This window comes from Paenibacillus sp. FSL K6-1558 (genome assembly GCF_038002565.1).
Taxonomy (GTDB): domain Bacteria; phylum Bacillota; class Bacilli; order Paenibacillales; family Paenibacillaceae; genus Paenibacillus; species Paenibacillus polysaccharolyticus.
In genome coordinates this window covers 6,053,500-6,079,635 of the sequence record NZ_JBBOCV010000001.1, presented here as the reverse complement: position 1 = coordinate 6,079,635, position 26,136 = coordinate 6,053,500, and the positions used below count along the sequence as shown (strand labels likewise).

Genomic DNA, 26,136 nt, shown 5'->3' with positions numbered 1-26,136 from the left:
TCACTTCTTGGTACTTCAGTGTTACTTCAGTGTTACTTCAGTGCTATTTCAGTGCCCCCTCTGTAATCCCCTTGATAATCTGTTTTTGCAGAAGCAAATACATGATCAGTACCGGAATAATCGTCATAATCAACCCAGCCATGAGCGGCGCATAATCCACTGAATAGGACGAGAAGAAATTGTACGTAGATAGTGGTAATGTTTTGTGCTCCGGCGATAACAGCACCAGGCTTGGTAGCAAGTAGTCATTCCAGATCCATAACACATCCAGCACAATTAATGTCACAAATACCGGCCTTAACAAAGGAAGCACAATCTGGAAGAACGTCCGCATACGCGAACTCCCTTCGATAAAAGCAGATTCTTCGAGTTCATAAGGGATACCCTTGATAAATCCATGGAACGTAAATACGCCAAAAGGTACACCGAAACCCAGGTACATAAACAGCAAGGTTATTTTGGAGTCGAGCAGACTCATATTGCCGTATAACATCACCAGTGGGATCATTAAAACTTGAAACGGAAGAGCAAGTGAAGCCAGCATCGCATAGAAAAGAATGCCATTCACACGCCATTTAAAACGAACAAACAGATACCCCGTCATGGATGAGAAAAAAAGAATCAGCAACACGGAGCCGACGGTAATCAGCAACGAGTTCAGAAATCCATCCAGAAAATTCATATTGTCAAATGCACTGACATAGTTGTCCAGTTGAATTCCCGTTGGCAACGATAACGGATTTTCTACGAACTGCTGGGTCGATTTGAATGAGTTCATAATAATCAACAAAAACGGCGTGAGAAAAAGAAACAGCAACACGTATAGTAGTATTTTCTTCAACGAAGGAAGGAATTGGCGGATCGACATCAGGACTCGACCTCCAATCTCTTCAGCAGATACGATTGCGTCAACGCAATAATGGCGACTACGGCGAAGAGCACCACAGCCTCCGCTTGACCGACCCCGTACTGGTTAGACAGAAATGCCTTTTGCACGATATGATAAGTCGCGAGCTCCGTAGAGTTAAACGGCCCCCCTTTGGTCAACGCAAGGTTAATATCATAGGTCAGGAACGATCGAGAAATCGAAATAAATACACAGATCACAATGGCTGGAATGGTGAGCGGTAACATGATCCGGCGTATCGTTGCCATGCGGCTTGCCCCATCGATGCTGGCAGCCTCGAGCACATCATTCGGAACCCCGGCAAAGCCGGCAATATAGATGATCATGAGATAACCAATCAACTGCCATGACGTTGTGATGACGAGCGCCCAGAAAGCTGTGTCTGTATTGGTTAACCAGGATGTTTCAAACCAAGACCAGCCATACTTTTGCCCTAAGTAAGGAAGTACTTGTGAGAACAAAGTCTGCCAAAGATATCCGAGAATGATGCCCCCAATCAGATTGGGTGTAAAAAAACCAGTGCGAAGCCATTGCTCGCCTCTCCCACCACCCGTCAGCACAAGAGCAATAAAAAAAGCAGCAGCGTTTGCGATAATGACAGTGAAAAATACATATTTAAGGGTAAACCATAATTGAGTCCAGAACACGGTATCCTGCCAAACCGCGATATAATTGGATATACCAATAAATGTGTTATCCCCGGTACGAACATCCCAATTGGTGAACGTAAGGTACAATCCAACGATGAACGGGATCACAACCACTGCGAGAAAAGCGACAACGGAAGGAGCTCCAAACAGTAAGAAGGTTCCCGCGTTTCTCATCCGTATTTTTCTATCCATGTTGACCTCCTGTGGTTCCCTTGGTAACGGCTTGATGAAAGATTTGATGAACGATTGGAATATTGGAGGATGCGCCCCCTGTATGGATGCACATCCCCTTTCGAACGTTTATAATTCTATTTTCCTGCCTGACTAGCCCAGTAAGCTTGCACTTCCTCTGCCAGTCCATTTCGATCAATTACACCAGCCAAATATTTTTGCATAGATGCACCCGTCTTCGCCCAATAATCCTGTGGTAAATAATTAATCACACTGATATTCAACACTTTACCTTGGTCTACGTAACTACTCACTGCTTCAGATAAAATGTTACTGCTTTTCACTTTGACGTCTTTGTATGGCAGTGCCAGCCCCATTTGCGCTACAATCGCATCCTGCCCCTCATCACTCGTCACCATCCACTGAATGAATGCTTTGGCCGCAGTCTGTTGCGCTTCCGTAGAACCTGAATTATCAATAGCAAAGAGTTTCGGTTCACTGTAAGCTACTTGAGTATTTTCGTAATCTTCAGGGTTGTTGCTAATCGGAACAGGGATAATGCCAAACTCTTTGTCGCGGCCTTCCAGATTACCTATAACAGCCCATGTCCAGTCACCCATGAAATAAAAAGCCGCATCTCCTTTGGCGAAATCCGTACTATCCTTGGTGTAATCTGCCACGAGTGGATCTTTACTACGTGCGTTGTATTTTTTCAGCAGATCGAAGGTATCGATTAATCCGTTAAATGCAGCATTGTCCGTGAGCTTCGCAGTTCCATTTTCCAAGTCCTTCACGAACTTACGATTGTCTTCCACGTTGCTCGATTGAAGAGAATAGGTAAGTCCCAGATAATGCGCTCCAAGTGACCAGTCTGCGCCATGAAGCATGACAGGTGCTTTGCCAGCCGCCTCTACTTTTTTGAAAACAGCTTCCAGATCGTCACGAGTTTTAATGCTGTTTGGATCAAAAGGGCCACCCATCGCCTCTTCTACAACCCGTTTATTGTATAAAAGGCCATACCCCTGTGCTGTCCAAGGGATACCCAAAAACTGACCATCCAGTAGCGCTCCATCTACCGCACCAGGCTTCGTTAACCCTTCATACGTTGACTTTTCCGAATCCAGATTGAGGAATTTGTCTTTATATTGCAAGATTGTGCCTGCATCCAGATTGGCAATTGTTGCCGGATTGCCTGAAGCAAGCAAGGATTGGAACTTCTCCAGCTGCGCTCCACCAATCGGGGTAGGAATAAGCTCAATGGTTACCTCAGGATGCAGCTCATGATACGTCTTGAACAATTTCTCAAAAACACCGTTGACTTCTGCGGATGTGTTAAAAAAGGTCAATTTCACCTCTTTTGAAGCCTCTCCAGCCTGTTTGTCAGAGCCCTTTGCTGAAGAATCCGTTGTTTTACCCGAGGAACAGGCGGTAATGACCAACATCAGTATCAATACGCCAACAAACTGTACCCACGTCTTTTTCATTTCTTAACTTCCCCCCTGATGTTTGTTATGAATGCGTTTACATTTTGAATACAGCTTTATCATAAACACTGATGATTCGATATGTCAACCGGTTGACATAAATTTTAAACAGCGCTGTTATCCTATGAAAATAGCATTCGAGTCAAAAAAACATAAAAAATTACAAACAACTGCAATATATCGGGTATTTTTTACAGGAATAATATAGTAGAATTTACAAAGCAAATCCTTTTTTTTGTAAAAAGATCTATCCCAATCGTTTCTGAGAGGATGTGATGCCTCCCTTTTCGAAGTTATGCCGAGAAATTTATTTTTCTTGTCCAGGCTTTCGCAAGTCACTTATATTGAGGAGAGTGAACACATTGAAGATGAAGTTTAAATTTAAAAAATCAGTCAACCTGTTGTTAGCCTGCTTAACTGCCCTCCCCCTAATGTTGACTCCAACCAACGTATCTGCAGCAAGTGACGCCAACATCAACTTATCCTCGGAAAAACAAGTAATCCGTGGCTTTGGTGGTATCAACCATCCGGTTTGGGTTGGTGACTTAACTGCAGCACAACGTGAAACCGCTTTCGGAAATGGTCAGAATCAGCTAGGATTCTCTGTACTCCGAATCTGGGTAGACCCGAACCCCAATAATTGGGCTCTTGAAGTTGCTACAGCCAAACGTGCGATTGAAAAGGGAGCTATCGTTTTTGCCTCGCCTTGGAACCCTCCAAGCAGCATGGTTGAGACGTTTAATCGAAATGGTGATACCAATGCTAAGCGGTTACGTTATGACAAATACGCTGCTTACGCACAACATCTGAATGACTTTGTAACATTTATGAAAAATAACGGCGTGAATCTGTATGCCATATCCGTTCAAAATGAACCGGATTATGCCCATGACTGGACCTGGTGGACTCCACAGGAAATCCTGCGTTTCATGAAAGAAAATGCAGGTAGCATCCAAGGTACCAAAGTCATGGCTCCAGAATCCTTCCAATACCTGAAAAACATATCCGACCCAATCCTGAATGATCCACAAGCACTTGCTAACATGGACATTTTGGGAGCGCATTTGTATGGAACACAGGTCAACAATTTTGCTTATCCTCTTTTCAAACAGAAAGGAGCTGGCAAAGAGCTTTGGATGACCGAAGTGTACTATCCAAACAGTGACAACAATTCCGCTGACCGCTGGCCGGAAGCCTTAGACGTCTCCTACCACATGCATAATGCCATGGTTGAAGGCGACTTCCAAGCCTATGTATGGTGGTATATCCGCAGGCAATATGGACCAATGAAGGAAGACGGTACAATCAGTAAGCGCGGATACAATATGGCCCATTTCTCCAAATTTGTTCGCCCAGGCTATGTCAGAGTAGATGCTTCCAAAAATCCGGATACAAATACTTACGTGTCCGCTTACAAAGGTGATAACAAGGTCGTCATCGTAGCCATTAACCGTAGCACTTCGGCAAAAAGTCAACGCTTTGTGTTGCAAAATGGCAATGCATCCACTGTATCTTCGTATGTAACAGACAGCAGTCGTAATCTGGCAAGTCTTGCACCAATTAACGTTTCCAATGGCGCATTCACAGCTCAACTCCCAGCACAGAGTGTAACAACATTTGTTGCTAATATTACTGGCGGCAACGGTGGCGGCAATGTAGGCACGGGCACCACATATGAGGCCGAAACAGGAACAACACTTACGGATGCAGTCATTGAAACAGCTTATCCGGGCTTCACCGGTTCTGGATATGTTAACTTCAACGCTTATACAGGCTCCGCAATCCAATGGAATGATATCAATAACACAATCACAGGCACCAAAAATGTAAAGTTTCGTTACGCTTTGGAAAGTGGTACGCGGACTCTAGATATTTATGTTAATGGCACAAAAGTACTCAGTAATGAGCCCTTTACTCAAACAGGAAGCTGGTCTACTTGGGGTGAAAAAACAATTCAAGTACCTATGAATTCAGGTACGAATACACTCCGAATCGTAACAACAGGTACAGAGGGACCCAACATTGATAACATTACGGTGACAGCAGCATCATAAGTTATCTGATTCTAAACCTTTTTCTTTTTTAGCTGGGCAAAAAGTAGCCAAGCTCCCATGTGGAATAGACCTAAGTTGCTCTACTCGTCTATTTTGAGACAATACTGTAATTAAAGACTGTTGATTGTTCTTTATATCATTAGATAGAAAAAGACCTCTTAGGCTATTGCTAAGAGGTCTTTTTCTATCTAATGCGGTCGAGAGGACTCGAACCTCCACGGGGGGTTAGCCCACACGGACCTGAACCGTGCGCGTCTGCCAATTCCGCCACGACCGCATATATTGTATCTTTCCAACTAATATCGGCGACAAGAATTAATATACCACGCGTAGTTTAACATGTCAACACATCTATTCATCACCAAATAAGTGCGAAACAGATATGTATCCGATTCGCACTTATCAGGCCTGCTTCAGATTAAGCTTATATATCCGTAAGTAGTGGACTTATTAGAAAATTGGTTAAATAAACAATTTTCTATAGCTTGGACGGCCAGTTGCCGTACCATGCATAACCGCCTCTTCTTTCCTTTTCTATATCGCTCAGCTTATATTTCACAACGCCATCACGTCCCACAAAGATCGGTTTGTCCGTACCGAGTTCATAGAAACGTGCCCAAATCGGTGATGCACTGGAATCAGCAATAATTCGGCTATCCCCATTCGCTCTCTCATACCGATATCCTGTAATTTTCACTTTATTAAACCAGGCTTCGGCACCTTTGATAGATGCAGTGATTCTTGAATTAGCCGGTCTCGTTTTCAGAAACTTCACAATGTTCACGCTTTCACCTGCCGTTAATGAAGGCACTTCATAGATTCTGGCTCCCGCAGGTCTAAGTGAACTGGAATCATGCTGTTGTCCCCAGGCCGTTAACTTCCCACCGGATACCACCTGGGTATTCAGGATAGCATCGACTCCTTTGGAAACTGCATTTTTACTGCGATTTGCAAGAGAACTGTCGATAAAGGAGAAGTTCCCCTTACGTCCTGCGACTTCATCAAGCATGTACATCACATTAATCATCGCATCATCATTATAGGTAATATGTTTATGATAGCCGGAACTTTGATAGACTTGAGGCCAACCGCCATTGGAATACTGCATATTAAGCAAAAAGTTGATGCCCTTGACCGCTGCAGCAGAGTATCGCGGATCATTTGTTTTTTTGAATTCACTTGCTAGCCTTCTGATTTCTGAGTATGTAGCTTTGTTATCGATCGTTGATTTGGCCCATTCACCTGACGTCTGACTGTAATCTTTTCTCCAGCCTCCATCAGGGCGCTGATTCTTTAAGATATCGGACATACTCGCCGTTGTACCGGAAGCATCAGCTGCCGATACGGTCGGTACAGGAAGGATAGCCATTCCCGCTACGGAGAATACCATAGAACACGCCAGTACAAATGTTACTAATTTTTTTGCTTTCACTCGACAACACTCTCCCCCATTCACAAATTTGATTACCTTTATCACATATATTCCAATGAAAACAATTTAAATACAAATTATGTATTTAATATGGTTATAATATGCAATAAATATATTTTTGTCAATATATGCAACAAACCAAAAAAATTTGTTAAACAGAATGGTTTCCTTTTTAGCTCATAACAATCTTGTTTATTATCCAAGTTCTCTCATATGAAACACAAATGACTTTTTTGTAATCTTTAACTCCCTAATTTCAACAAAATGATAACTAAAATCGATAATTCCGCTAACATTGAGGCTAAATGAACACCTTTAAACAGGTTTGACAATTACGCATTTATGCAATATAGTTTCAAATAGTTACAAAAACTTAATTATTCATTTGCCGAGTTTCAGGATTGAAAACGGGGGAACCATTTTGGGTGAATTATTCTTATACATAGGAAATATAGGGAACCTTCTACCGAACCCTTAGCTAACTCCGTAGGCATCGAAGGGAGAACATTGATTTTGAAAAAACTGATTATTTCCATTTTTGGGGCTGCTGTACTATTTACATCCGGGGCAACAAGCACAGAGGCAAGCACAATTAATACGATGGTTAACAATATGACAGGCATCCCGTACAAATGGGGCGGCACAACCATGGCTGGCTTCGATTGTTCCGGGTTTATGAGATATCTTTTCAACAAATATAGCATTGAGCTCCCTCGCACGTCGCAACAACAAGCGAAAGCCGGAACACCTGTCTCCAAAGCAAGCATTCGTACAGGAGATCTGGTCTTCTTCAACACAACAGGTAGAGGCATCTCACATACAGGAGTATACATCGGTGGAGGTCAATTCGCACATGCCTCCAGCAGCAAAGGTGTCAGCATCACCAAGTTGTCCAATCCGTATTTCAGTGATCGTTATGTAACCGCAAGACGGGTGACAGGTCAATTTATGTATAACAAAATGTTGGGTAAACTTTAATTGAATTTAAAGAACGGGGAGTAGCCTTTGGCTACCTCCTTACAGTAAAGAAAGTAAAGATGAGCTATAAAAAAACAAGGTCATACGCCTCTATTAAAGAGGTGTATGACCTTGTTAATTTTTGTTTTACTTCATTCACTAATGGAGCGCCTTCTGCACCCTCATTGCTCCCTGTGACAGAGCATGTCCGCCGCCCACTGCACCAGCAACAGCTACCGTCTCCATGATCTCCTGATCGGTCGCTCCCTTGGACCGGGCTTCCTCCACATGATAGAACGTGCACACTTCGTTATTAGCAAACAAACCGATACCTAGCGCAATTAACTGCTTGGTTTTGGCGTCAAGCACACCCGGCTGGAAGCACTCTCCCGTAAACTCATGATATGATTTCACCACATCCGGGAGAACGTCGCTTAATGCGCCAATCTGATCCTTATACGCATGAACTTTATCATTCATCAATGTCATGACTTGCAACACACCCTTTCGGCTGTAAATACAGCGAATTGTTCCACTGTACCTATCTTCTCTCGCGTGCGTCGCAAATATGCCTGATCCTGATGGTAATTCCAAACATTTGGTGTAGCAGACATTCTCTTTGAAGGAGCTTTCCGGTAACGTGAATCCGTTAAGCTAAGCACTCATGTCATTTATTCACTTAAAACACTTTGACGAGGCTCACTGAACAGCTGATAACGGTAAGACCGATCCAGCTTCACAACACGGCGATTTTGCCTGCGAATAAGTACTTGCTCATCATCCCAGGCTACCACGATGCCCGTTACATCATTAGACTCCAGTTCATCCCGCACTACTCTTACCTTCTCCCCTGACAAACGCAGGGCATCCAATTCTGTATCACTAATCATGTCATAACTCCTATACTCAAATTTCTTTACAAAAAGAGACCTAAATGAAAAGTCATTTAGGTCTCACGTGACTGTATTGGACTGTCATGTCATTCGAAAAAAATGTCCCGACTGAGAGTTACCGCTGCGCGTGCTCTTTGCTGTCGTTCTTCTCGAACCAAAAATCAAGCACTTTGGCGGACATCACACGTTCTTCAAGGTACTCTACTTGGTGCGGTGTAAATTGTTCTTTCCAAGAGAAGGACAACTCTTCACACAAGCCTACAATCGTCAGTAATTCTGACCAGGCAACATAGCGTTTGTACCAGAAAAATTGAGGATGTTCAATCATATAGGGATAAAGGTCATCGAATTCCGTATGTTTACAATCCAGGGCACGTTCAAAATGAACTTTCGATTCCGCCAGCTTATCAATAAAGAATTGTTCTGTTGCCGGTTGGTTCCCCATGGTGTTGCCTCCTCTCCCTAACATAACCCCATTATAAAGGAAATCTAAGGCCATGCAAAGTCATACTTCAAAAATTAGGCCCAATTTCCTTCAAAAAGTCACATTTCATTATCGTCGAATTGCACGGTGCCATTATTCAGTGAACGAATGCGTACAAGAGCTTCTACTGGAATCCCTTGTTCACGGATGGTGCGAGCACCAGCCTGGAAGCTCTTCTCCACCACAACACCAAATCCCACAAGTTCTGCGCCGGAACGCTCAATAATTTTAATTACGCCGCGGGCTGCATCTCCGTTTGCAATAATGTCATCAATGAACAAAATGCGGTCATTTTCATGAATGTATTCGCGAGACACCATAATATCCGTTACGATTCCTTTCGTAAAGGATGGTACACGTTCGCAGTAGGCATCAGGATCGGCCAGAAGCGTTTTTTTGCGGCGGGCAAATACCAAAGGTACTCCCAGTTCATGTGCTGCGGCAAAAGCAACCGGAATCCCTGATGATTCCACCGTAATCACCCGAGTAACTCCACTCTCGCGAAAACGAGCAGCAAACTCCCGTCCCATCTCCATCGTTAATGCAGGATCAATCTGATGGTTCAGAAGACCATCCAGTTTCAATACCTGATCCGAGATGACGACACCCTCTTGTAAAATTCGTTGTTTTAATACGTCCATGATTTGACCTCCCAAGCCTATCCTATGAGGTATAAAGTATCATATATCCAGCTACAAGTTCAAGCGAAATCAACCCTAAGTCCACAGAACCTGATAATTCAGAGTCGTTAGCCGATCCTGCAGTCATGACTTTCATTGGTCAAGCATAACTTGTACTATGGTACCCGCATGTCCAACAATCCCGGGACCTGAAAGGGGAAACACATGAAACAGGTATTCCGGGTGCTACAGATTGCATTCACATACATCGGAACTGTTGTCGGGGCCGGCTTTGCCACAGGACAGGAAATATTGCAGTTTTTTACCCAATATGGCAAGTGGGCCACAATCACCATTGCTTTGTCCACCATGCTCTTTGTCTGGCTCGGAACCAAAATGATGCTTATTGCTCATGATACCCGTTCGCGTTCCTATGAGGATCTTAACAAACATCTGTTTGGTCACAAAGCTGGCAAATGGATTACATGGATTACTCTTATTGTTCTGATCGGTGTAAACAGCGTGATGCTCGCCGGGGCGGGTTCTGTCTTTATGGAACATCTGGGTTTGCACTACCAAACAGGTTTGATCATCACTTTGATCGGTACATATCTTCTTCTGGGACGTGGAATGCAGGCCATTCTGCAAATGAACAGTATTGTGGTGCCCATGATGCTTCTGCTGTCCCTGCTTATGATTTTCAGTACGCTACATCATCCGGGTGTCTTTCGTTTTGTCACACTGACAACAGATAGCAATCCGTTTCAGGCATGGATTTCCCCATTACTTTACACCGCATTTAACCTTGCGCTCGCTCAAGCGGTACTTGTACCTGTAGGCAGTCAGATTCGTCATCGCAATACATTAAAATGGGGCGGAATTCTAGGCGGGATTGGCGTAGGTTTTATGCTGATGGCAGCCCATTTTGCAATGTCGGCCCAGATGCCAGGCATCGTACAGTTTGAAATCCCTATGGGAAGTATCGCTTTTCAACTGGGATGGATAGTGCAATCTGTATATGTCTCATTGATTTTCATGGAAATATTTACAACGTTTGTTGCCGACATCTACGGCATGACTTTGCAACTTAGACAACATATCGATGTTCATCCCCGGTTGATTACACTAGTCATCATGATGTTATGTTACTCGTTTAGCCAATTTGGATTCAGCTCCCTTTTATCCGTTCTTTATCCCATTTTCGGATGCATGGCACTCTTTTGGGCGGGTAAGCTCATTAGGGATCGCTGGGGTACATTTCGTGGTCGGAATAATATGAATTGAAGGCTTAGATATGAGATTGAAGCAGTTTAAATGGATAAAGTTATGGTACAATTTAAAGTAAACCTTAGTAAAGGATGGGTTCTGATGAAAAAAGCAGACAACTTGGCCTCCTAAATTCGTTTTAGATAAAATTTAGGAGGCTCATCTAATGAATTTTAACAAAATTGATTTTAACACTTGGAATAGAACAGACATATTTCATCACTATATGAATCAAAATACTTCATTCAGCCTAACCAATGAAATGGATGTAACTGCTGTATATCAACTCATCAAACAAAAAGAATATCGATTCTATCCTGCATTTATCTTTTTAATTTCAAGTGTGGTTAACTCAAATCGTGCTTTTAGAACGGGTTACAACAAGGATGGAGATCTGGGATATTGGGATATGCTGGAACCGCTCTATACCATCTTTGATCACTCATCTGAGTCGTTCTCTGCCATTTGGACTCGTGTTACCGATGATTTCAACACGTTTCAAGATGCCTACATTATCGATGTAGAAAAATATAAACGTTCAGGCAAATTGTTTCCCAAGACACCTATACCTGAAAATGTGTTTTCCCTTTCGATGATTCCTTGGACATCTTTTACTGGATTTAACTTAAATATCAACAATAATAACCGTTACCTTCTTCCCATCATTACGGCAGGGAGATTCATCCACAAAGGTAATTCGATATTTTTACCATTATCACTACAGGTTCATCACTCAGTTTGTGATGGTTTCCATGCCGGATTGTTCATGAATGCTGTTCAGGAATTAGCAAACAATCCAGAGGATTGGCTGTTGTAAAATACGTTATATACAAAAATGCCGCTGTATCACTACAGCGGCTTGTTTCATATATTTGCTTTCCCAGTTTTACGACTGAAATTGCAAGTACATTTTTTTCAAATCATTCACCGATCTACCCAGCGAGTAAAATGTTTTGGCTTTTTCACAAGCGGAACGAGCCAGTTCATAGCGATATGCCGGGTCCAGCATGACCTTTTCCAAGGCATCAGCCAGCGCAGTTGGATCTTCAGGCGGTACGAGCAGTCCATTTACACCATCCTCAATCTGTTCAGGGATTCCCCCCACATCGGTGCCTACAAGCGCCAGACAGCTAAGCGCCGCTTCGGCGAACACTGAACCGAAGGCTTCTGCACGCGATGGCAGTACAAACACATCAAAGAATGGCATAAACTCTTCAGGATGTAGCGTATATCCATAAAAAATCGTTTCATTATAAATTCCCAGACGCTGTGCGAGCTCTTCCAGATCAGGACGAATCGGTCCATCTCCAATAATATGAAGTACATAATCATGTCCCCTATCCTTTAACTCCGCACACGCTTTAAACAAAATATCTAGCCCCTTGGCAGGAACAAGCCGGCAGACCGTTACCAGTTGCGGGACCGCATTATCATGGGGAATCGGTTTGAACCGCTTCTCATCAAAACCATTAGGAATAATGCCGATGCGGTCTGGATGTTTCACATACGGGCTCAAATATCGACGGAACGAATCAGATACCGTTAGCAGACGCTCGGCACGATACTCAAGCTCTCCATAGATGGCCTGCAGGAATTGATGTTCCAGCCCATCAGGCTCTATACGGCCATTCAAAATAAGCTCTCTCTCATAACTGGAGTGAATGGTTTGAATGAGGGGAACCTCAGGAAATACCGACTTCATGGCAAGCCCTGCAATAGGATGATGCGCATGAATCAGATCATAGGGCTTCTGAATGCGAAGCTTGGTCCACCATAGATAGTCACGATATGTCTGAATATACTTTTGTACCACAGGACTATCCTGATAGAGGGTCCAGTCAAACGTATCAAACTGTACTTCCTCTCTCCCTTTGTTACGAATACGTTTGGGCAAGGAAAACAGGTCCATCTCCCATCTTGGGCTTGCAAACCTCTCCTGCATATAAGGAATCATAGAGGATACACCTCCGGGCTGCTCTGGAGGAAAGAATAGAGCCTGTAGCAATTTCAACGTCATTATCCCCCTTTCCAACTTCATTTCTCTTTTTCCACATTTATTTATGATATATTAGAACATATGTTCAGTAAAGCGGCTCTTGAGCCTCCAACTCCGTTCTTTACACGAAAATGTATTTTCATGCATTTTATTGCATATCATTAATGTTTATTATGACATAGAAAAGCAAGAACATCCACCGCTTTGACAACTTAATTATTGAGTCGTATATACAACATATTCAGTCAACTCCACATGCAGAAGCTTATGTTTTACATTTGTCTCTTCATCAAAGGACTAAGCTGAGTATAGAAAACTAGACGCACAAGTGTTAACAGCTTCCAGGTCCTTCCTCATGACGTTCTCAACAACTCGTCACGAATTCTTGCTACAATTCAACCGGTTTCTCGTAAATGCTGAACCCATCATGCTTACCTGCATAGCCGAATCCATTTCCTGCATAAAACGTGTTTAATGTGACATTGTCAGCCCCGCAATCCAATCGTACGAGAGACTTATTTGCGAATTGTATGCCACGACTCGACCATTCCAATATGGACTTCCCCAGACCTGTTCGAGCATATTTTCTTCGTATGGCAAGTCGATGTAGATAGAGCGCCCCATCTTCCGCGTGGGCCTGATCTCCCCACAGCTTGAGATCCCATGGACTTGGCTTCTGCATGAGAATGACCATTCCAGCAATCTGCGCTTCTTTTTTGAAAACAAAGACGTCCCCTCGGCGAATGGCCGAAGGTGTATCATGAGAATCTTCCCCTTGTAACAATGCATTCCATTGGGAAGAGCCTTTACTTTTCAACCAGGATGCCGTCTCTGCAAGCAATGAGAGCACCTCTTCCGTGTCCTCCGGCTGTGCTTGAACAGCTTCAAAGCCATCATTAATGTACTGGCTGTGAATGGTGAATGTGTGTGTCATCATGTCCCTCCTATATGCTCTAGTTTCGACTGCTCGCTTCCCTTGGTTTGGACTACGTCCAAATCCAAAAGTCGCTCCCATTCGATACCATCACAACTTCATTAATTAAAGAACTAGTCGTAATATACCGAGAAAAGTTTTTTTCGTCAAAATCAAAACCAAAAAGCATAAAGACAAAAAAAATGGATAAAAGGCTTTCGCCTCTTACCCATCCATTCTGGCTTCATCAATAATTTGATTCCTGTACAGCATGGTGAGATGTAATGAGTCGAATTCAATCTCTCTGTTTAGCTCCCTCATTAGCACTTCTACCAGGGTTTTACGCTGTTCACTTGTGCCTGGTACATCGTAATCCATATAACCTGTCAGATCGGAATGTGACGTATCGATGGTCGCTGTGCCCACGGGCAGACCTCCGCGCTCCTGAACGAAAAGATCATAGATTCTGAACTCCCGATCCTTGTTCCTGAGCATTACATAACATGCTTCTTCCGCCTCTTCTGGCTCAATCATATCTCCGATCGCATCAATGGAGTTATCTTGCTCTTCATCTTCCTCCAGCTCTTCGGAAAAATCACGATGCACCCATTCTAGCGTCTGCAACTCGTTCCCCTGATGCCATATCCGAATGGTAATCGTATCAATGATCTCCTCATCCAGTTCCCGTACAAGCAATTCTGCCGCAGCTTCCTGTACCATGTCGTCAGGTTCTTCGTACCAGTGAATCTCCCCCTGTGCATCGGCTCCATACTGTTTGAGCGTAGCCTCTGCTACCTCTTCCCCTTCAACATCATTGAATACATAGCTAGATAAGTTACGACCGGCACTGATCATCTCCATTTCCAGCAAATGTTCCTGGTCTTCATATGTAAACGATCCATCCCGAGATGCGGGAATGATATTCAGCTCGCCTGGAAAGTCATCACCATAACGGCTCTCTTCGTCATACAGGTCATCATCTTCCGTAGCCGCAGTTCCGCGATAAGACCATAACGTCTCCTCACTTCGTTCCGCTGGTTGCAGGACGGAATACAACGCGCCACAGGTCACCAAAACTTCATAGTAGGATGCCGCCACCGCATCTGCAAGCGCACGAACATAAGCATGTACCTTATCAATAATGAGCTGCTCTACTTCCTCTTCTATAGACTCCTGTTCCAGTTGAAGGCTGCCTGACAGACGCTCCCCTTCTCTGTAGATCAGTAAAAGCGAGCCTGTATATCTGCCATCTACCATAATATCCTGCACTTCACCACTTGCTGTGCGCAGATCCGCCGTTAAATCAATCTGTACCATTGACAGTCCTCCTCATTCCTAACGTATTCTCTTAGGATGCCCCTAGAGACAGTAGTTTATGAGGCACTGTACATTTTCGAACGATGATGGAGCCTTTTTCGTAGATCAAGTAAGTAAGAAGCGGAAGATTTATACGGACAAAATATACTTGTGGATCGCGTGCGCAACCCCTTCATCATTGTTGGACAAGGTCACTTCATCGGATGCGGCCTTAACCTCTTCTGGAGAGTTATCCATCGCAATCCCTTTACCGGCAAAAGTGAGCATCGTAATATCATTGAAATAGTTACCAATGGCCATGATCTCGGATGGCACAATACCTTTGGAATCAGCCAGCCTTTTAAGCGCCGTACCTTTGGAAGCTTCGGGATGCATCAGATCAATGAAAAAGTCACCGCTACGTGTCATGTAATACGGCAGATTCCAGGACGTCCACTCGCGCTGGACCATATCCATCTGCTCGATGGGGCCAAAAGCTGTAAACTTCGCCAGAGGTTCAGTCATATCTGCCCAACGGGGTAGCTTAAGCGGCTCAGCCAGGAAATTATAATACATCTGCCTTACCTGTAATTCCAAACCTTCGGGTTGATCTACATATAGACCAAAGGCGGTATTGATGTCAAAATGCACATCATTTTCACGGCAGTACATCATAATAGGTTCAAGTCCCTGGGTATCCAGAGCAAACTGATGAATAACTTCACGTGTCTCCACATGCGCAGTAACCGCACCATTATGCGTGATAACATAACCATTCAGACCCATCTGTTTCATAAAAGGAATCGTGTTGGCCGGGCCTCGGCCTGAACAAAGCACAATCTCTGCCCCTTGGCGTGAGGCCTGAATCAGTGTTTCTTGTGTCCATTCAGTCAATTCATGATCATCATTCAATAAAGTTCCGTCAACATCCAGTGCAATCAATTTGTACGTCATATGCTTCTCATCCCATCTGTGTTTAGTTGGTTGCATTGTTATTTCGCAAACAAGTCAGCTCTTCTGCAGTTAACTCGCGGTAACTCCCGATTGCCAGATCGGAATCCAGCTTAAGTTCTCCCATGGCTACACGTTTCAAATAGATGACACGTTTGTCCACAGCCTGGAACATGCGTTTGACCTGATGAAACTTCCCCTCATGGATAATAAGCGAAATAAGTGATACGATGCCTTCATCTGTTTCTTCATATCCCAGCACAGTCAGCTCCGCCGGCATGGCCTCATACCCGTCATCGAGTCTAACGCCGGCTGCGAAACGCTGCACGTCATCCACATCCACTTTCCCGAGCACCCGTGCTTCGTATGTTTTGGGTACATGTTTTCGAGGCGATAACAGATCATGGGCAAGAGGGCCATCATTTGTCAAAATAAGAAGTCCCTCCGTATCTTTGTCCAGCCTCCCTACCGGGAATGGTTGAAAGATCCGATCTTCTTTGCGCAGCAGATCCAGCACCGTTTTATCCCGAGCATCTTCCGTCGCAGATACAACACCGGGCGGTTTGTGAAGCATCAGATAGATCATTTCACGGTAAACAATCCGCTCACCATCCGCTTCAATGATGTTTATTGCCGGATCAACCTGAATGCCGCTGTCCTTTACCGCTTTGCCATCCACATGAATACGTCCCTGCTTCACCATTTTTTTAAGCTCGCTGCGTGTACCTACACCCATATGACTCAAAATTTTATCCAATCGCTGTGTTTGTTTGCCTTTCCCACTCATACCGATGTCCACCTCCATCCTGCAGGGTATTCATTTTTCAATACACCATCCAGCCATTTGCCCCAGCCGGCCGCATATCCATCCACGCATACGAGCACATACCCCTTAGGCGCTGCTCCTTCCAGAAGGTTAAGCCGTTCTTGCTCTATATTCAGCGTTTCCCCTTTCAAGTACCTTACTGCTTCTCCATCTTCAGAAGACAGATGCACACTTCGATGTGCCTCGGATGCACGCAAAGCGCACGCCAGGGGATGGGACGGAACGAATCTCCCATTTTTAACCGTGCCCATAAACCATCCGGGGCGAATCACTTTCAACCCTTCCAGACGGGCAGCACCTACCGTTGACTGGTATACACGATCCCCGTAACATACCGTTTCACCTTCAAGCGGTATAACCAGATTCTCATTTACAAACTGAGCATAGACCGCTAATGGATCAACGGAGCTGGAATCCGAAGCTCTTCCTTGCCCTCGGTCAGACTTGCGACCACCAGCCTCTTTCCCTTTCTTGCCTGGTTTCGCGGTGTGTTTACCACCGCGTGTACTTTTGTCGTTGCTTGCTCTAGATTCAACCCGTAACAAACGTTCCTTTTTACGATCGGCTTTGGTTATAGGAAGCGAAGCCGATCGTAAAAAGGAACGATCCTCACTCGGTTCATGCAACAATCTGGACTCAGGCACACGTTGTCCAGCACCACGTTTTTCTTCATGTAACTCTTTACCTAACTCTAGATTAGATTCATCAGAGTGTTTGATCACAGCAACATAATGTCCCTCTCCTTCTAACAAGTGAGGCCACAATCGGGCTGTGCCACGCGTCTGATCCAGCACTTCTTCTGTCTCGGTCGCCTGATCTGGCAACATCTCACGCACCCAATCCGGACGTCCTGGGGCAAATCCAGCGGTATCAGCAATATTAACTACAGCAAAATCACGATTTAACTTCAAAAACTCGGCAATCATCGCTTCGTTTTCCTCCGGCGCAAAGGTACAGGTCGAATAAACAATCGTTCCTCCTGGAGCCAATAACCGCGCTGCCGTTTCGAGAATATCTCGCTGCATCAACACACACTTCTCCACAGAATGATGTTCCCAGGATTTCACCATGTCTTCATCCTTACGGAACATGCCTTCGCCTGAGCACGGTGCATCGATCAACACTTTATCAAAATAATGAGGAAACGCATCCGCGATGCGCTCAGGTGACTCATTCAGCACAACGGCATTTCTTACGCCGTACAGCTCCACGTTTTTGGCAAGTGCTTTGGTACGCTCTGAATGAATGTCATTCGTGACAAGCACCCCCTTACCTTGCAACTTGGCAGCAATCTGGGTTGTTTTCCCCCCAGGAGCAGCACACAAGTCGAGCACGCGATCTCCAGGCTGGACGTTCAGTTGCTCCACGGGAGCCATTGCACTCGGTTCCTGAATATAATAGAGACCCGCGTGGTAATAAGGATGCAGGCCAGGCTTCACCCCATGAGGCACGTAAAAACCCGTTTCGCACCACGGAATAGGTCTTAAGTCAAACGGGGCAATCTCTTTAAATTGTTCCATTGATATTTTAAGCGTATTTACGCGGAGCCCGGCATGCGGGGATTGTTCATACGATTGTATAAAAGATTCAAATTCATCGCCAAGCAAACGTTTCATTCGCTCTGCGAAGTCCAAAGGCAACTGTACGGCCATAGTTCCACTCATCCTATCCTGTTAAAATGACATATTGCTCTATGTTATCATATCCTGATTTTGCTTGCCTATCCTATCATGTGTATTCCACTACAGCGTGTAATGTAGTATAATGCTAATAGATTGTTTTATCAGCAAAAATTCGGTTGTTTATGCATATTATCCCAGCCTGCATTTTTGTTGCAAATTTTATCTCGATATGAAAAATGGGGGATGAACAATGAATTCCAAGAAGAAAAAGAAAAGCGCTACAATCCTTATCTTCCTCGGCATACTAGTCGTCATGATTGCTGCGCTGGTTCTCGTGAACCAACAATCCAAGAAACAGATGGATACTGTAGAAAACGCTTATGGCATTGCAGCTTCCAAGCTTAATCCGGCTACAAGAGAGTTGCTCAAAGATCCTAACTATCAACAAATCATTCTGCCGGCTGATCTGAAAACCAGAATTGATAACAAAGATAGCTTCTTTGTTTATTTCTTTGCTTCCGACTGCTCACACTGCCGTGCAACGACACCACAATTGATGCCGCTGGTAGACAGTGAAGGAATTAAGCTTCCACAGTTTAACCTGCGCGAGTTCGAATCCGGCTGGACAGATTACAACATTGAATTCACACCTACTCTCGTTTATTACCAAGATGGCGTTGAGAAAGACCGCATGGTTGGCGGTTTGAAAGAGAACGGAAGCGACAACGGTTATACTCTGGACGACTACAAGCAATTTTTTGATAAGTATAAAGGCAGTGCAACTCCAAGTAAAAGCTAGTTCAATGAACTTTGGTAAAATTAAATTCAAAAACACCCCGATCATTCCTGTAAAGGAGTCGTCGGGGTGTCTTGTTATACAAACATAGGATGTAGGACCCTAATTATTTGCTTGATGATTAGCGTTCTCGTCGTGCTCTTGTAACTCCGTCTGCTGTAGTGCCTTCATTTTCTCTTCGTAAATTCGTCCCCGGGTTGGACTTCGCCGCTGCGGAACATTAGGTTTCAGCTCCAGCGACCTTTTCTGTATATGCTGTACAAGTGCCTTATCCTCAATAAGGATAGACAGATCACGATACTCCAGTTTTTCAGAATCATGATCTTGTAACTCGTTTACAATTCTGTGAACGTCAGCTTTCAAATCGCCCAGATGGATACCGAGAATACTGTCAGGATACGATTCCAGCAGTTCGAGAGAACTTTGCAGCATCATTCGTCCACCGCGAAAATTACGATTTCTATAGTGATACAGTCCCACCGCGATTTGCAGCAGGCCTTTGTATAGCGGGTCTCGATCTCTTTCCAACCACAATTCTTCAAGCACCTCATGACACTCGAAATAATCCCGATCCCGATTAAAATAAATCAGATAATCAATGTAGAGCGGTTCATAACTGCTCATCTGGATTTTCGCCCTTTCTGGCGTTGTTCAGAAGTTCCTTCACATCATCCAGCAGCACTTTGAGCCCCTCCATATCATTCCGTTCCCAGCAGTCATTGAATCGTCTCTGTGCTTCAATTGCCTCATGAACCAGATGATAGAAATAAAGCTGTTGAATGATACTGAGCGTTCTTGACACAATATTGGAATCATCCTCGAAAGCCTTCTGCGCTTCCAGAATCTGCAGACGGATCGCTGACATCTCATTATCGAGGACGAAAGCGGCCTCTGCTGTTTTCTTAAGTCTCGCTCGCATGTCTTCCGGCAGACTTTCCCGGTATTTATAGCTCAAAGAATGTTCAATCGTTGCCCAAAAATTCATGGCAAGTGTCCGAATCTGAATTTCGGCAAGCACTTTTTTCTGCCCCAAGGCCGTCTGTACAGGATACTCAATGATCATATGAAAACTGCGATAACCACTTTCTTTGAAGTTGGTTATATAATCTTTTTCAATCAATACGGTTAAATCTTTCCGTGCTCTGATGTACTCGGCAACACGCCTAATATCATCCACGAATTGACACATAATCCGAATACCCGCAATATCCTCTATCCCCGTCTCCACATCATCCAGTGCCACATTCAGACGTCTTGATTTTTCCAGAATACTGGAGATTTTTTTAACACGGCCCGTAACGAATTCTATCGGGGCATATTCTTCCCGTTTCTTCAATTCGGCCCGCATCGTTTTGAATTTGACCTTCAATTCCTCTACCGCTTGTTCATAAGGAAGTAAAAATGTACCCCAGTCTCTACCGTCCATCGTTAAGCCTCCTGTCTCTATAGCATCCCCTGTTCTTATCCATTATACATGATGTTTGCCGGGGGGAAGAGTCCCGATCCATTCTACACTCTCCCACGCTTCTATTATTCCGTGTTCTGGGGGTATATCGCTCTTTAACGGTGGTCTGCACCAACCGCCTCTGAAATATGATGATATCCGTCCTTACGCAGTAATTCGCGCAATCCAGCATGGATTTTACGGTTTACTTCTGGTCCTTCATAGATTAACGCAGTATAGATTTCTACCAGGCTTGCTCCGGCTTTAATTTTCTCATAAGCATCCTCACTGGTAAAAATGCCACCGGAGCCGATGATGGGGAGCTTGCCTTCAGTCTGTCTGTATACCTGACGAATGATTTCTGTTGAACGTTCACGTAGCGGCTTTCCACTGAGCCCGCCCGTTTCCTTCGCGTGCTGATGCGAGAGACCTTCGCGACTAATCGTTGTATTCGTCGCAATGATACCCGACACCCCACTCGCCGCAATCGTACCAACCATATATTCGAGTTCTTGCTCATTCACGTCAGGAGCTATTTTGACAAGTACGGATTTGGCTGCTCCACCAACCTTAGCCTGTTGGCGATTCATCTCTTCCATTACTGCAGCCAGCAGTTCTTTCAATTCATTCCCATGTTGCAGATTACGCAAATCCGGTGTATTTGGTGAACTGATATTGACCACAAACAAATCTGCATAAGTATATAACGCTTGTATACATTTCGCATAATCCAGATGAGCTTCCTCATTTGGAGTGACTTTATTTTTTCCAATATTGACCGCTACAGGGATACGACGCTCTTGAAGACGCGCAAGTTCACCCGCCATCGCTTCTGCACCGAGATTGTTGAAGCCCATCCGGTTCACCAGCGCTTCATCTGGCGGTAAACGGAATAGGCGGGGTTGATCATTGCCAGACTGTGCGAGCGGTGTCACCGTTCCAACCTCCATAAATCCGAACCCAATCGAAGAGAAACCGGTAACAGCCTGTCCGTTTTTATCCAGACCTGCGGCTAGACCAACCGGTGTAGGAAAATGACAACCGAACATGTCCACCGCCAGATCCGGGGTTTCACGCACGCCGTACATGACACGTAGTCCGGATGGAACTGGACGGACACTACCCACACCGCTTAGGCCACCAATAATCAGATGATGGGCCTGTTCAGGGTCCATTTTAAACAATAAAGGTTTAGCAAGACTTTTGTATAACAAATCACTCACTCCGTTCTGGTTCGGTACGCCATATGGCCGCTCTCCGTCTCTTATATGTAAAAAAACTCTACACACAAGTCTAGCCGTTTCTCCTTCAAAAAGAAAGTCATTTACGCATAGACAAACAAATTTCAAATCAGATGATCTAAGCATAAGAAATCGACCTACCCACTGGAAATAGCAGGCTGAATTCTTTACAATGAAAGCATAGTTACTCTAGACCATTTCGATACCTATGAAGGAGGAAAAAAGCCATGGCTCAGAAACGTAAACCACCTGCATTGCAACAAAAAAAAGAAGAGGTCAATCGCAAAGCCATCATATGGACAGCAGCCAGCGTTGGCGGTTTGATCGTTATCATTGGTGCTTTGCTTATTATTGCCAATATGTAGTTGAATCAGCATCGACTAACCGAACTTACATATAGTAATCTCTGAGCTTAAAGGGAACTTTACGATTATATCAGAGAACTGCAGGGTCAATTTAGCCAGTGATATGTTTTGTTTGGATTGTTCTGCTGAGGAACAAGTTTGTACTTATACCGCTGTTCGGCTTTTGGCACAGATGTTAGCTCTGGGAGCAGATTTTTACCAATGCGCACCGGAGTTCCTTGTGGAGCAAGAGCGAACAACTCTTCCACATCCGCTTTGCTCATCCTCACACATCCAAGGGACTCATCAAGGCCGATGCTATCAGGCTCATTAGTCCCGTGGATGGCATAATTCGTATTCGAGAGCTGCATGCCTCGAGTCCCGAACTCCCCATTAGAGTGGCCATTCGGGTTAACCACTTTATCCGTAATGACATAAGAACCCTCAGGCGTCCGCTCTCCGCCCAGACCCACTTCATACATCCGAATGATCGTATCTCCGCTGATGAGTGCCAACCTGTGGTTACTCTTGTCGATCACAATCTCAAGCGGCTCTTCAAAAAATGGCTGTCCCCCTAACGTATCAGCAAACGGTGCCTTTGTCTTCTTGGATGATGCGGTAGCCTGTTGTTTCCCGTTACCGTTAGAACTTGCCTCTTGAGCCTTGGCTTGATGAGTGGCTAACAGCTGTGGAAACATCTCACTCATTTCAGCTGAAGTTTCTCCCAAAATATTGTTAGGAAACGGCTGGGCCAGTGCTGTGACAGTCTTTGGCCAGGCTTTGTGTTGTTTATGATATGAAAGGATTGCACTTGACAACGCTGCGGCTGTCTCCTGTTTAGCTGTCCACGCGGAGGCCATACGTTTGATCTTAGAGGATACTTTAGGCGGTTCACAGTTACATTGTTCTGCATCATAACTCTGGGCCGTGAGCTTGCCTTTTTCATTGGTCTGCATAATGTATTTGACTGGCATATCCCGCTTCCAGACAGACCATTTCTCTGATGTCTGCATTCCGAGAACAGCCGTCGTATTCATTCCGGCACCTGATCCGGACCAGGCAGCAGCAAGAGCATCCCCTCCATCATTTCCATTGCCAAATCCGGCCGCTGTGAATACATTGCTCTGCTCTGTGGACGTTGGACTCACTCCTTGTTGCTCTTTAGCAAGCTCTGCAGGAGGTGTGTCGTCCTCTGACTCCAAGGCTTCAGACAGGGCATCCGTCGCCCCTTTCTGGGCACCAGGGGCATCTGCAGGCGGTAAACCCGCCAAAAGTAGTACCATTAACAGAGTCAGCCACATTTTGCGTCTGCGTTTCTTTTTCTCCTTAAGCTCAGACATCTCTACTAACTTATCCTGATAGTCCATCCATATGTCAGCAGGAGCTTTACTCCGCTCGAAAGCTTCATACACTTCGCCCGCTTGCTGAAAACAATAATTGGCCTTTCCTTCCTGTCCTTCGCCAAGGTACTCTTTGCCTAACAAATACCATGCCATTTTATTATCTGGATGTTTCTTGACATATGACCTTAGATCCGTATTTTGCATCTAATCCTCCATTATTCCGGCTTAAGCTTATAGAGTTATATATCGGCATCCAGCGTCAAAATATGCATAGGACTTCAGTACTTGGTACTAACCATTTGAATTTAACATATAAAAAAGCACACCTCCTGTCTCTGCGACAAAAAATGTGCTTTGATGTACATGAAATAAAAAAACTTAACCTTCTTTATTAAAAGGCTCGTCCGCTACTTTAATGGAGTCTGTAGGGCAACCATCGCATGCATCCTGCATATCATCGAACAAATCATCAGGGATGGCCTTGATTCCTTTGTTAGCATCGCCATCAAAGATCACTTCTGCCAAACCTTCATCATCATAATCATAGATATCTGGAGCTGTTGCTCCGCAAGCGCCACATGCAATACATGTGTCTTTTTCAACCCAAGTATATTTACTCATTGTACAATCTCTCCTCCTAGAGTTCACCACGAACCGTGTTTTTATCTAAAAACATATTAAACCAAAGTTTGAATAATTACAAATCAAATTGCAACAACCACAACTTTATATTATCCCTGTTTAGTCGAAACTTTGCAAGTTATCTTTTTGCAGTGACGTTCCCCTTACTTTGTGATTACGAAGCAATACGGAAGGGTCATCCCCCAGCATCCCTGCAGTCACTACCGCATTCTCACCGAATTTATCCCGGAGCTGATCCATAATTCGAATTAAACTTTCCTTTTTCGGCTTTTGTTCATATTCAAACAAATCCATCTGTACAGCCGACTCTTCTCGCGGAATCAATGTCTGCAACGTGATGCCAAGCATTCGTACAGGTTTTCCATTTCCCCAGTGTTTTGCAAAAAGCTTACAGGCCTCACGATAGATGACTGCCGCGTCCTCTGTAGGTATATCCATCATGCGGGACCTCGTGATCGTTTTCATATCAGGTGTACGAATCGTGATCTGTATGCCTTGACTGAGCATTTCGTGTTTGCGTAATCTTCGGGCTACCTGATCACTGATGTTGAGAAACACGCGGTGGATATCCCCCATTTCAGAGACATCGGCTGGCAGTGTTGTTGTATGCCCAATCGATTTATTCGCTTCCCGCTCCGCAACGACAGGCGAGTGATGAATGCCATTAGCCGAATTTTTGAGCCAAGTTCCATTTACACCAAACAGGTCTATCAGCATTTTTTCGTCCGACTTAGCCAGTTGGCCGATCGTATCAATGCCCAGCTTTTTAAGCTTCTCGGCCGTCTTTTTCCCGATACCAAACATCTCGTTACATGGTCTATGCCATAAAATGCGCGGCACGTCCCTCATTCGCAAAATCGATATGCCGTTCGGTTTTTTCAGATCCGAAGCCATTTTGGCAAGCAGCTTGTTCGGCGCAATCCCAATGGAACAGGGCAGGCCAAGTTCCTCCATGATTCTCTGCTGAATCTGTTCAGCGATTTCAATAGGTGTACCGAATTGTTTCGAACCCGTAATATCCAGATAACACTCATCAATTGAGGTTGCTTCCAGCAAAGGCGTATAACTATACGCAATCTGCATAAACGCTCTGGAGTATTGACGATACAGGTGGAAATCCGGTCGAATGACAATCAGATCAGGACATTTTTTCATCGCCTGTTGCACAACCATGCCGGTTGAAATCCCTCTGCTTCGGGCTGTATAAGAACAAGTGACAATAACACCCTTACGCAACTCGCTGCTACCCGCAACAGCAGTCGCTTTTCCTCTATATAACTCCGGCTCTTCTGCTTCATGTACTGAGCAATAAAAGGCGTTCATGTCGACATGCAGAATCACTCTGCCAGCCGCTGGATAATACTCGCTTACACTCATTGGAGGATTGTTGTCTGAAGACTTCACGCCCCCCACCCTTTCTCTCCTCCCGGCCGGGAGTACGCTTTATTTTCATCCAGGTCTATTTTTGTTTCTTGAATACGGCCCTCACAACCAGACCAATCACAATCAGAAGTACTACTGTAACAACTACATTCTCCCATAGTATGGTCACTATTACTCCCTACCTTTCGTTGTTAAAATTATAACATAGGTCGCCTTTTGATACCCCGGACCCTTTTTCACAATTAAATCAAAATTGTTTACGTCAACCTGCGAATTCTATGTAGCATTTGGCTATAATGATGCTATAATAATTAATTATACAAATTCACGAGTTTGGGACAAATCCATCTAACCAGTTTAACACAGTGTAGCGTTGCTACATCGAAGGATTTATCCATTAACGTTCTTGCCTTTTTTCAAC

26 protein-coding genes, 1 tRNA gene and 1 riboswitch are annotated in these 26,136 nt (G+C 44.5%); of the genes, 6 read left to right on the top strand and 21 right to left on the bottom strand.

The features are described from left to right. Window positions 1-43: 43 nt before the first annotated feature. The 3 genes from MHI38_RS26475 to MHI38_RS26465 form a co-directional block, all read right to left on the bottom strand. Window positions 44-868, bottom strand: a complete 825-nt coding sequence (locus MHI38_RS26475; RefSeq protein ID WP_090924369.1) for a carbohydrate ABC transporter permease — start codon at window positions 866-868, stop codon at window positions 44-46. After that, on the bottom strand, window positions 868-1,749 hold the full coding sequence (locus MHI38_RS26470) for a carbohydrate ABC transporter permease (protein ID WP_090924368.1): 882 nt from the start codon (window positions 1,747-1,749) through the stop codon (window positions 868-870). Before MHI38_RS26470 ends, MHI38_RS26475 begins: the two co-directional genes overlap by 1 nt. Before the next feature lie 116 nt (window positions 1,750-1,865). Then, window positions 1,866-3,212: an ABC transporter substrate-binding protein gene (locus MHI38_RS26465; RefSeq protein WP_341181865.1), complete on the bottom strand. Its 1,347-nt coding sequence runs from the start codon at window positions 3,210-3,212 to the stop codon at window positions 1,866-1,868. Between the two features lie 368 nt (window positions 3,213-3,580). On the opposite strand from MHI38_RS26465, the gene MHI38_RS26460 reads away from it, so the two are divergent. Further along, on the top strand, window positions 3,581-5,266 hold the full coding sequence (locus tag MHI38_RS26460) for a carbohydrate-binding protein (RefSeq protein WP_154887411.1): 1,686 nt from the start codon (window positions 3,581-3,583) through the stop codon (window positions 5,264-5,266). A gap of 192 nt (window positions 5,267-5,458) precedes the next feature. Here the strand turns inward: MHI38_RS26460 and MHI38_RS26455 are convergent. Beyond that, window positions 5,459-5,543 (bottom strand) — tRNA-Leu (locus MHI38_RS26455). 201 nt (window positions 5,544-5,744) lie between these two features. Then, entirely contained in the window at window positions 5,745-6,698 is a 954-nt protein-coding gene (gene pelA / locus MHI38_RS26450; RefSeq protein WP_244159453.1) for a pectate lyase, read from the bottom strand. A 376-nt stretch (window positions 6,699-7,074) separates the two neighbouring features. Further along, window positions 7,075-7,206, top strand: a riboswitch (cyclic di-AMP (ydaO/yuaA leader). Between the two features lie 5 nt (window positions 7,207-7,211). On the opposite strand from pelA, the gene MHI38_RS26445 reads away from it, so the two are divergent. Further along, window positions 7,212-7,676 carry a C40 family peptidase gene (locus MHI38_RS26445; protein ID WP_145412618.1) on the top strand — a complete coding sequence of 155 codons (465 nt, stop codon included), beginning with the start codon at window positions 7,212-7,214 and terminating at the stop codon, window positions 7,674-7,676. Between the two features lie 138 nt (window positions 7,677-7,814). Here MHI38_RS26445 and MHI38_RS26440 read toward each other — a convergent pair whose 3' ends face one another. The 4 genes from MHI38_RS26440 to MHI38_RS26425 all read right to left on the bottom strand — a co-directional run bounded on the left by MHI38_RS26440 (window position 7,815) and on the right by MHI38_RS26425 (window position 9,673). Next, window positions 7,815-8,144 carry a carboxymuconolactone decarboxylase family protein gene (locus MHI38_RS26440; protein WP_090924755.1) on the bottom strand — a complete coding sequence of 110 codons (330 nt, stop codon included), beginning with the start codon at window positions 8,142-8,144 and terminating at the stop codon, window positions 7,815-7,817. A gap of 182 nt (window positions 8,145-8,326) precedes the next feature. Further along, window positions 8,327-8,545 carry a hypothetical protein gene (locus MHI38_RS26435; RefSeq protein WP_090924754.1) on the bottom strand — a complete coding sequence of 73 codons (219 nt, stop codon included), beginning with the start codon at window positions 8,543-8,545 and terminating at the stop codon, window positions 8,327-8,329. A 118-nt stretch (window positions 8,546-8,663) separates the two neighbouring features. Further along, entirely contained in the window at window positions 8,664-8,993 is a 330-nt protein-coding gene (locus tag MHI38_RS26430) for a hypothetical protein (protein WP_024629266.1), read from the bottom strand. A 98-nt stretch (window positions 8,994-9,091) separates the two neighbouring features. Then, on the bottom strand, window positions 9,092-9,673 hold the full coding sequence (locus tag MHI38_RS26425; protein ID WP_090924753.1) for a xanthine phosphoribosyltransferase: 582 nt from the start codon (window positions 9,671-9,673) through the stop codon (window positions 9,092-9,094). A 204-nt stretch (window positions 9,674-9,877) separates the two neighbouring features. Between MHI38_RS26425 and MHI38_RS26420 the strand changes: the two genes are divergently transcribed. Further along, window positions 9,878-10,936: a YkvI family membrane protein gene (locus MHI38_RS26420; RefSeq protein ID WP_221786533.1), complete on the top strand. Its 1,059-nt coding sequence runs from the start codon at window positions 9,878-9,880 to the stop codon at window positions 10,934-10,936. Between the two features lie 148 nt (window positions 10,937-11,084). Continuing rightward, a complete protein-coding gene (catA, locus tag MHI38_RS26415) occupies window positions 11,085-11,735 on the top strand; it encodes a type A chloramphenicol O-acetyltransferase (RefSeq protein ID WP_154886545.1) in 651 nt (216 codons plus the stop codon). A gap of 69 nt (window positions 11,736-11,804) precedes the next feature. On the opposite strand, the gene MHI38_RS26410 is transcribed toward catA, so the two are convergent. From MHI38_RS26410 to MHI38_RS26385, 6 genes are all read right to left on the bottom strand, one after another. Next, window positions 11,805-12,929 carry a glycosyltransferase family 4 protein gene (locus MHI38_RS26410; RefSeq protein WP_221786532.1) on the bottom strand — a complete coding sequence of 375 codons (1,125 nt, stop codon included), beginning with the start codon at window positions 12,927-12,929 and terminating at the stop codon, window positions 11,805-11,807. Window positions 12,930-13,302: 373 nt separating this feature from the next. Continuing rightward, window positions 13,303-13,848, bottom strand: a complete 546-nt coding sequence (locus tag MHI38_RS26405; protein WP_341181864.1) for a GNAT family N-acetyltransferase — start codon at window positions 13,846-13,848, stop codon at window positions 13,303-13,305. A gap of 204 nt (window positions 13,849-14,052) precedes the next feature. Further along, the gene (locus MHI38_RS26400) at window positions 14,053-15,144 is read right to left on the bottom strand and encodes a hypothetical protein (protein ID WP_341181863.1); all 1,092 of its coding nucleotides are present in this window, start codon (window positions 15,142-15,144) and stop codon (window positions 14,053-14,055) included. Window positions 15,145-15,273: 129 nt separating this feature from the next. After that, entirely contained in the window at window positions 15,274-16,077 is an 804-nt protein-coding gene (locus tag MHI38_RS26395) for a Cof-type HAD-IIB family hydrolase (protein WP_341181862.1), read from the bottom strand. Window positions 16,078-16,099: 22 nt separating this feature from the next. Beyond that, window positions 16,100-16,861 (bottom strand): pseudouridine synthase, encoded by a 762-nt coding sequence (locus MHI38_RS26390; RefSeq protein ID WP_154886553.1) that lies wholly within the window; start codon window positions 16,859-16,861, stop codon window positions 16,100-16,102. Further along, window positions 16,858-18,552, bottom strand: coding sequence for an RsmB/NOP family class I SAM-dependent RNA methyltransferase (locus MHI38_RS26385; RefSeq protein WP_341181861.1), 1,695 nt, complete (start codon window positions 18,550-18,552; stop codon window positions 16,858-16,860). Before MHI38_RS26385 ends, MHI38_RS26390 begins: the two co-directional genes overlap by 4 nt. A 220-nt stretch (window positions 18,553-18,772) precedes the next feature. On the opposite strand from MHI38_RS26385, the gene MHI38_RS26380 reads away from it, so the two are divergent. Next, a complete protein-coding gene (locus MHI38_RS26380) occupies window positions 18,773-19,321 on the top strand; it encodes a thioredoxin family protein (RefSeq protein ID WP_090924746.1) in 549 nt (182 codons plus the stop codon). Window positions 19,322-19,420: 99 nt separating this feature from the next. Here MHI38_RS26380 and MHI38_RS26375 read toward each other — a convergent pair whose 3' ends face one another. From MHI38_RS26375 to MHI38_RS26365, 3 genes are all read right to left on the bottom strand, one after another. Beyond that, entirely contained in the window at window positions 19,421-19,942 is a 522-nt protein-coding gene (locus tag MHI38_RS26375; RefSeq protein ID WP_154886556.1) for a DUF309 domain-containing protein, read from the bottom strand. Next, on the bottom strand, window positions 19,929-20,744 hold the full coding sequence (locus MHI38_RS26370) for a GTP pyrophosphokinase (RefSeq protein ID WP_090924744.1): 816 nt from the start codon (window positions 20,742-20,744) through the stop codon (window positions 19,929-19,931). The genes MHI38_RS26375 and MHI38_RS26370 overlap by 14 nt, the downstream gene beginning before the upstream one ends. A gap of 134 nt (window positions 20,745-20,878) precedes the next feature. Beyond that, a complete protein-coding gene (locus tag MHI38_RS26365; protein ID WP_154886558.1) occupies window positions 20,879-21,976 on the bottom strand; it encodes a quinone-dependent dihydroorotate dehydrogenase in 1,098 nt (365 codons plus the stop codon). A gap of 254 nt (window positions 21,977-22,230) precedes the next feature. Between MHI38_RS26365 and MHI38_RS26360 the strand changes: the two genes are divergently transcribed. Beyond that, window positions 22,231-22,368 (top strand): hypothetical protein, encoded by a 138-nt coding sequence (locus MHI38_RS26360; protein ID WP_167375854.1) that lies wholly within the window; start codon window positions 22,231-22,233, stop codon window positions 22,366-22,368. Between the two features lie 86 nt (window positions 22,369-22,454). Here the strand turns inward: MHI38_RS26360 and MHI38_RS26355 are convergent, their stop codons facing one another. The 3 genes from MHI38_RS26355 to MHI38_RS26345 form a co-directional block, all read right to left on the bottom strand. Further along, window positions 22,455-23,843 (bottom strand): L,D-transpeptidase, encoded by a 1,389-nt coding sequence (locus MHI38_RS26355; protein ID WP_261769171.1) that lies wholly within the window; start codon window positions 23,841-23,843, stop codon window positions 22,455-22,457. 225 nt (window positions 23,844-24,068) lie between these two features. Further along, window positions 24,069-24,311: a ferredoxin gene (locus MHI38_RS26350; protein ID WP_090924741.1), complete on the bottom strand. Its 243-nt coding sequence runs from the start codon at window positions 24,309-24,311 to the stop codon at window positions 24,069-24,071. 120 nt (window positions 24,312-24,431) lie between these two features. Beyond that, on the bottom strand, window positions 24,432-25,709 hold the full coding sequence (locus tag MHI38_RS26345) for a DNA polymerase IV (protein ID WP_341181957.1): 1,278 nt from the start codon (window positions 25,707-25,709) through the stop codon (window positions 24,432-24,434). Window positions 25,710-26,136: the final 427 nt, after the last annotated feature.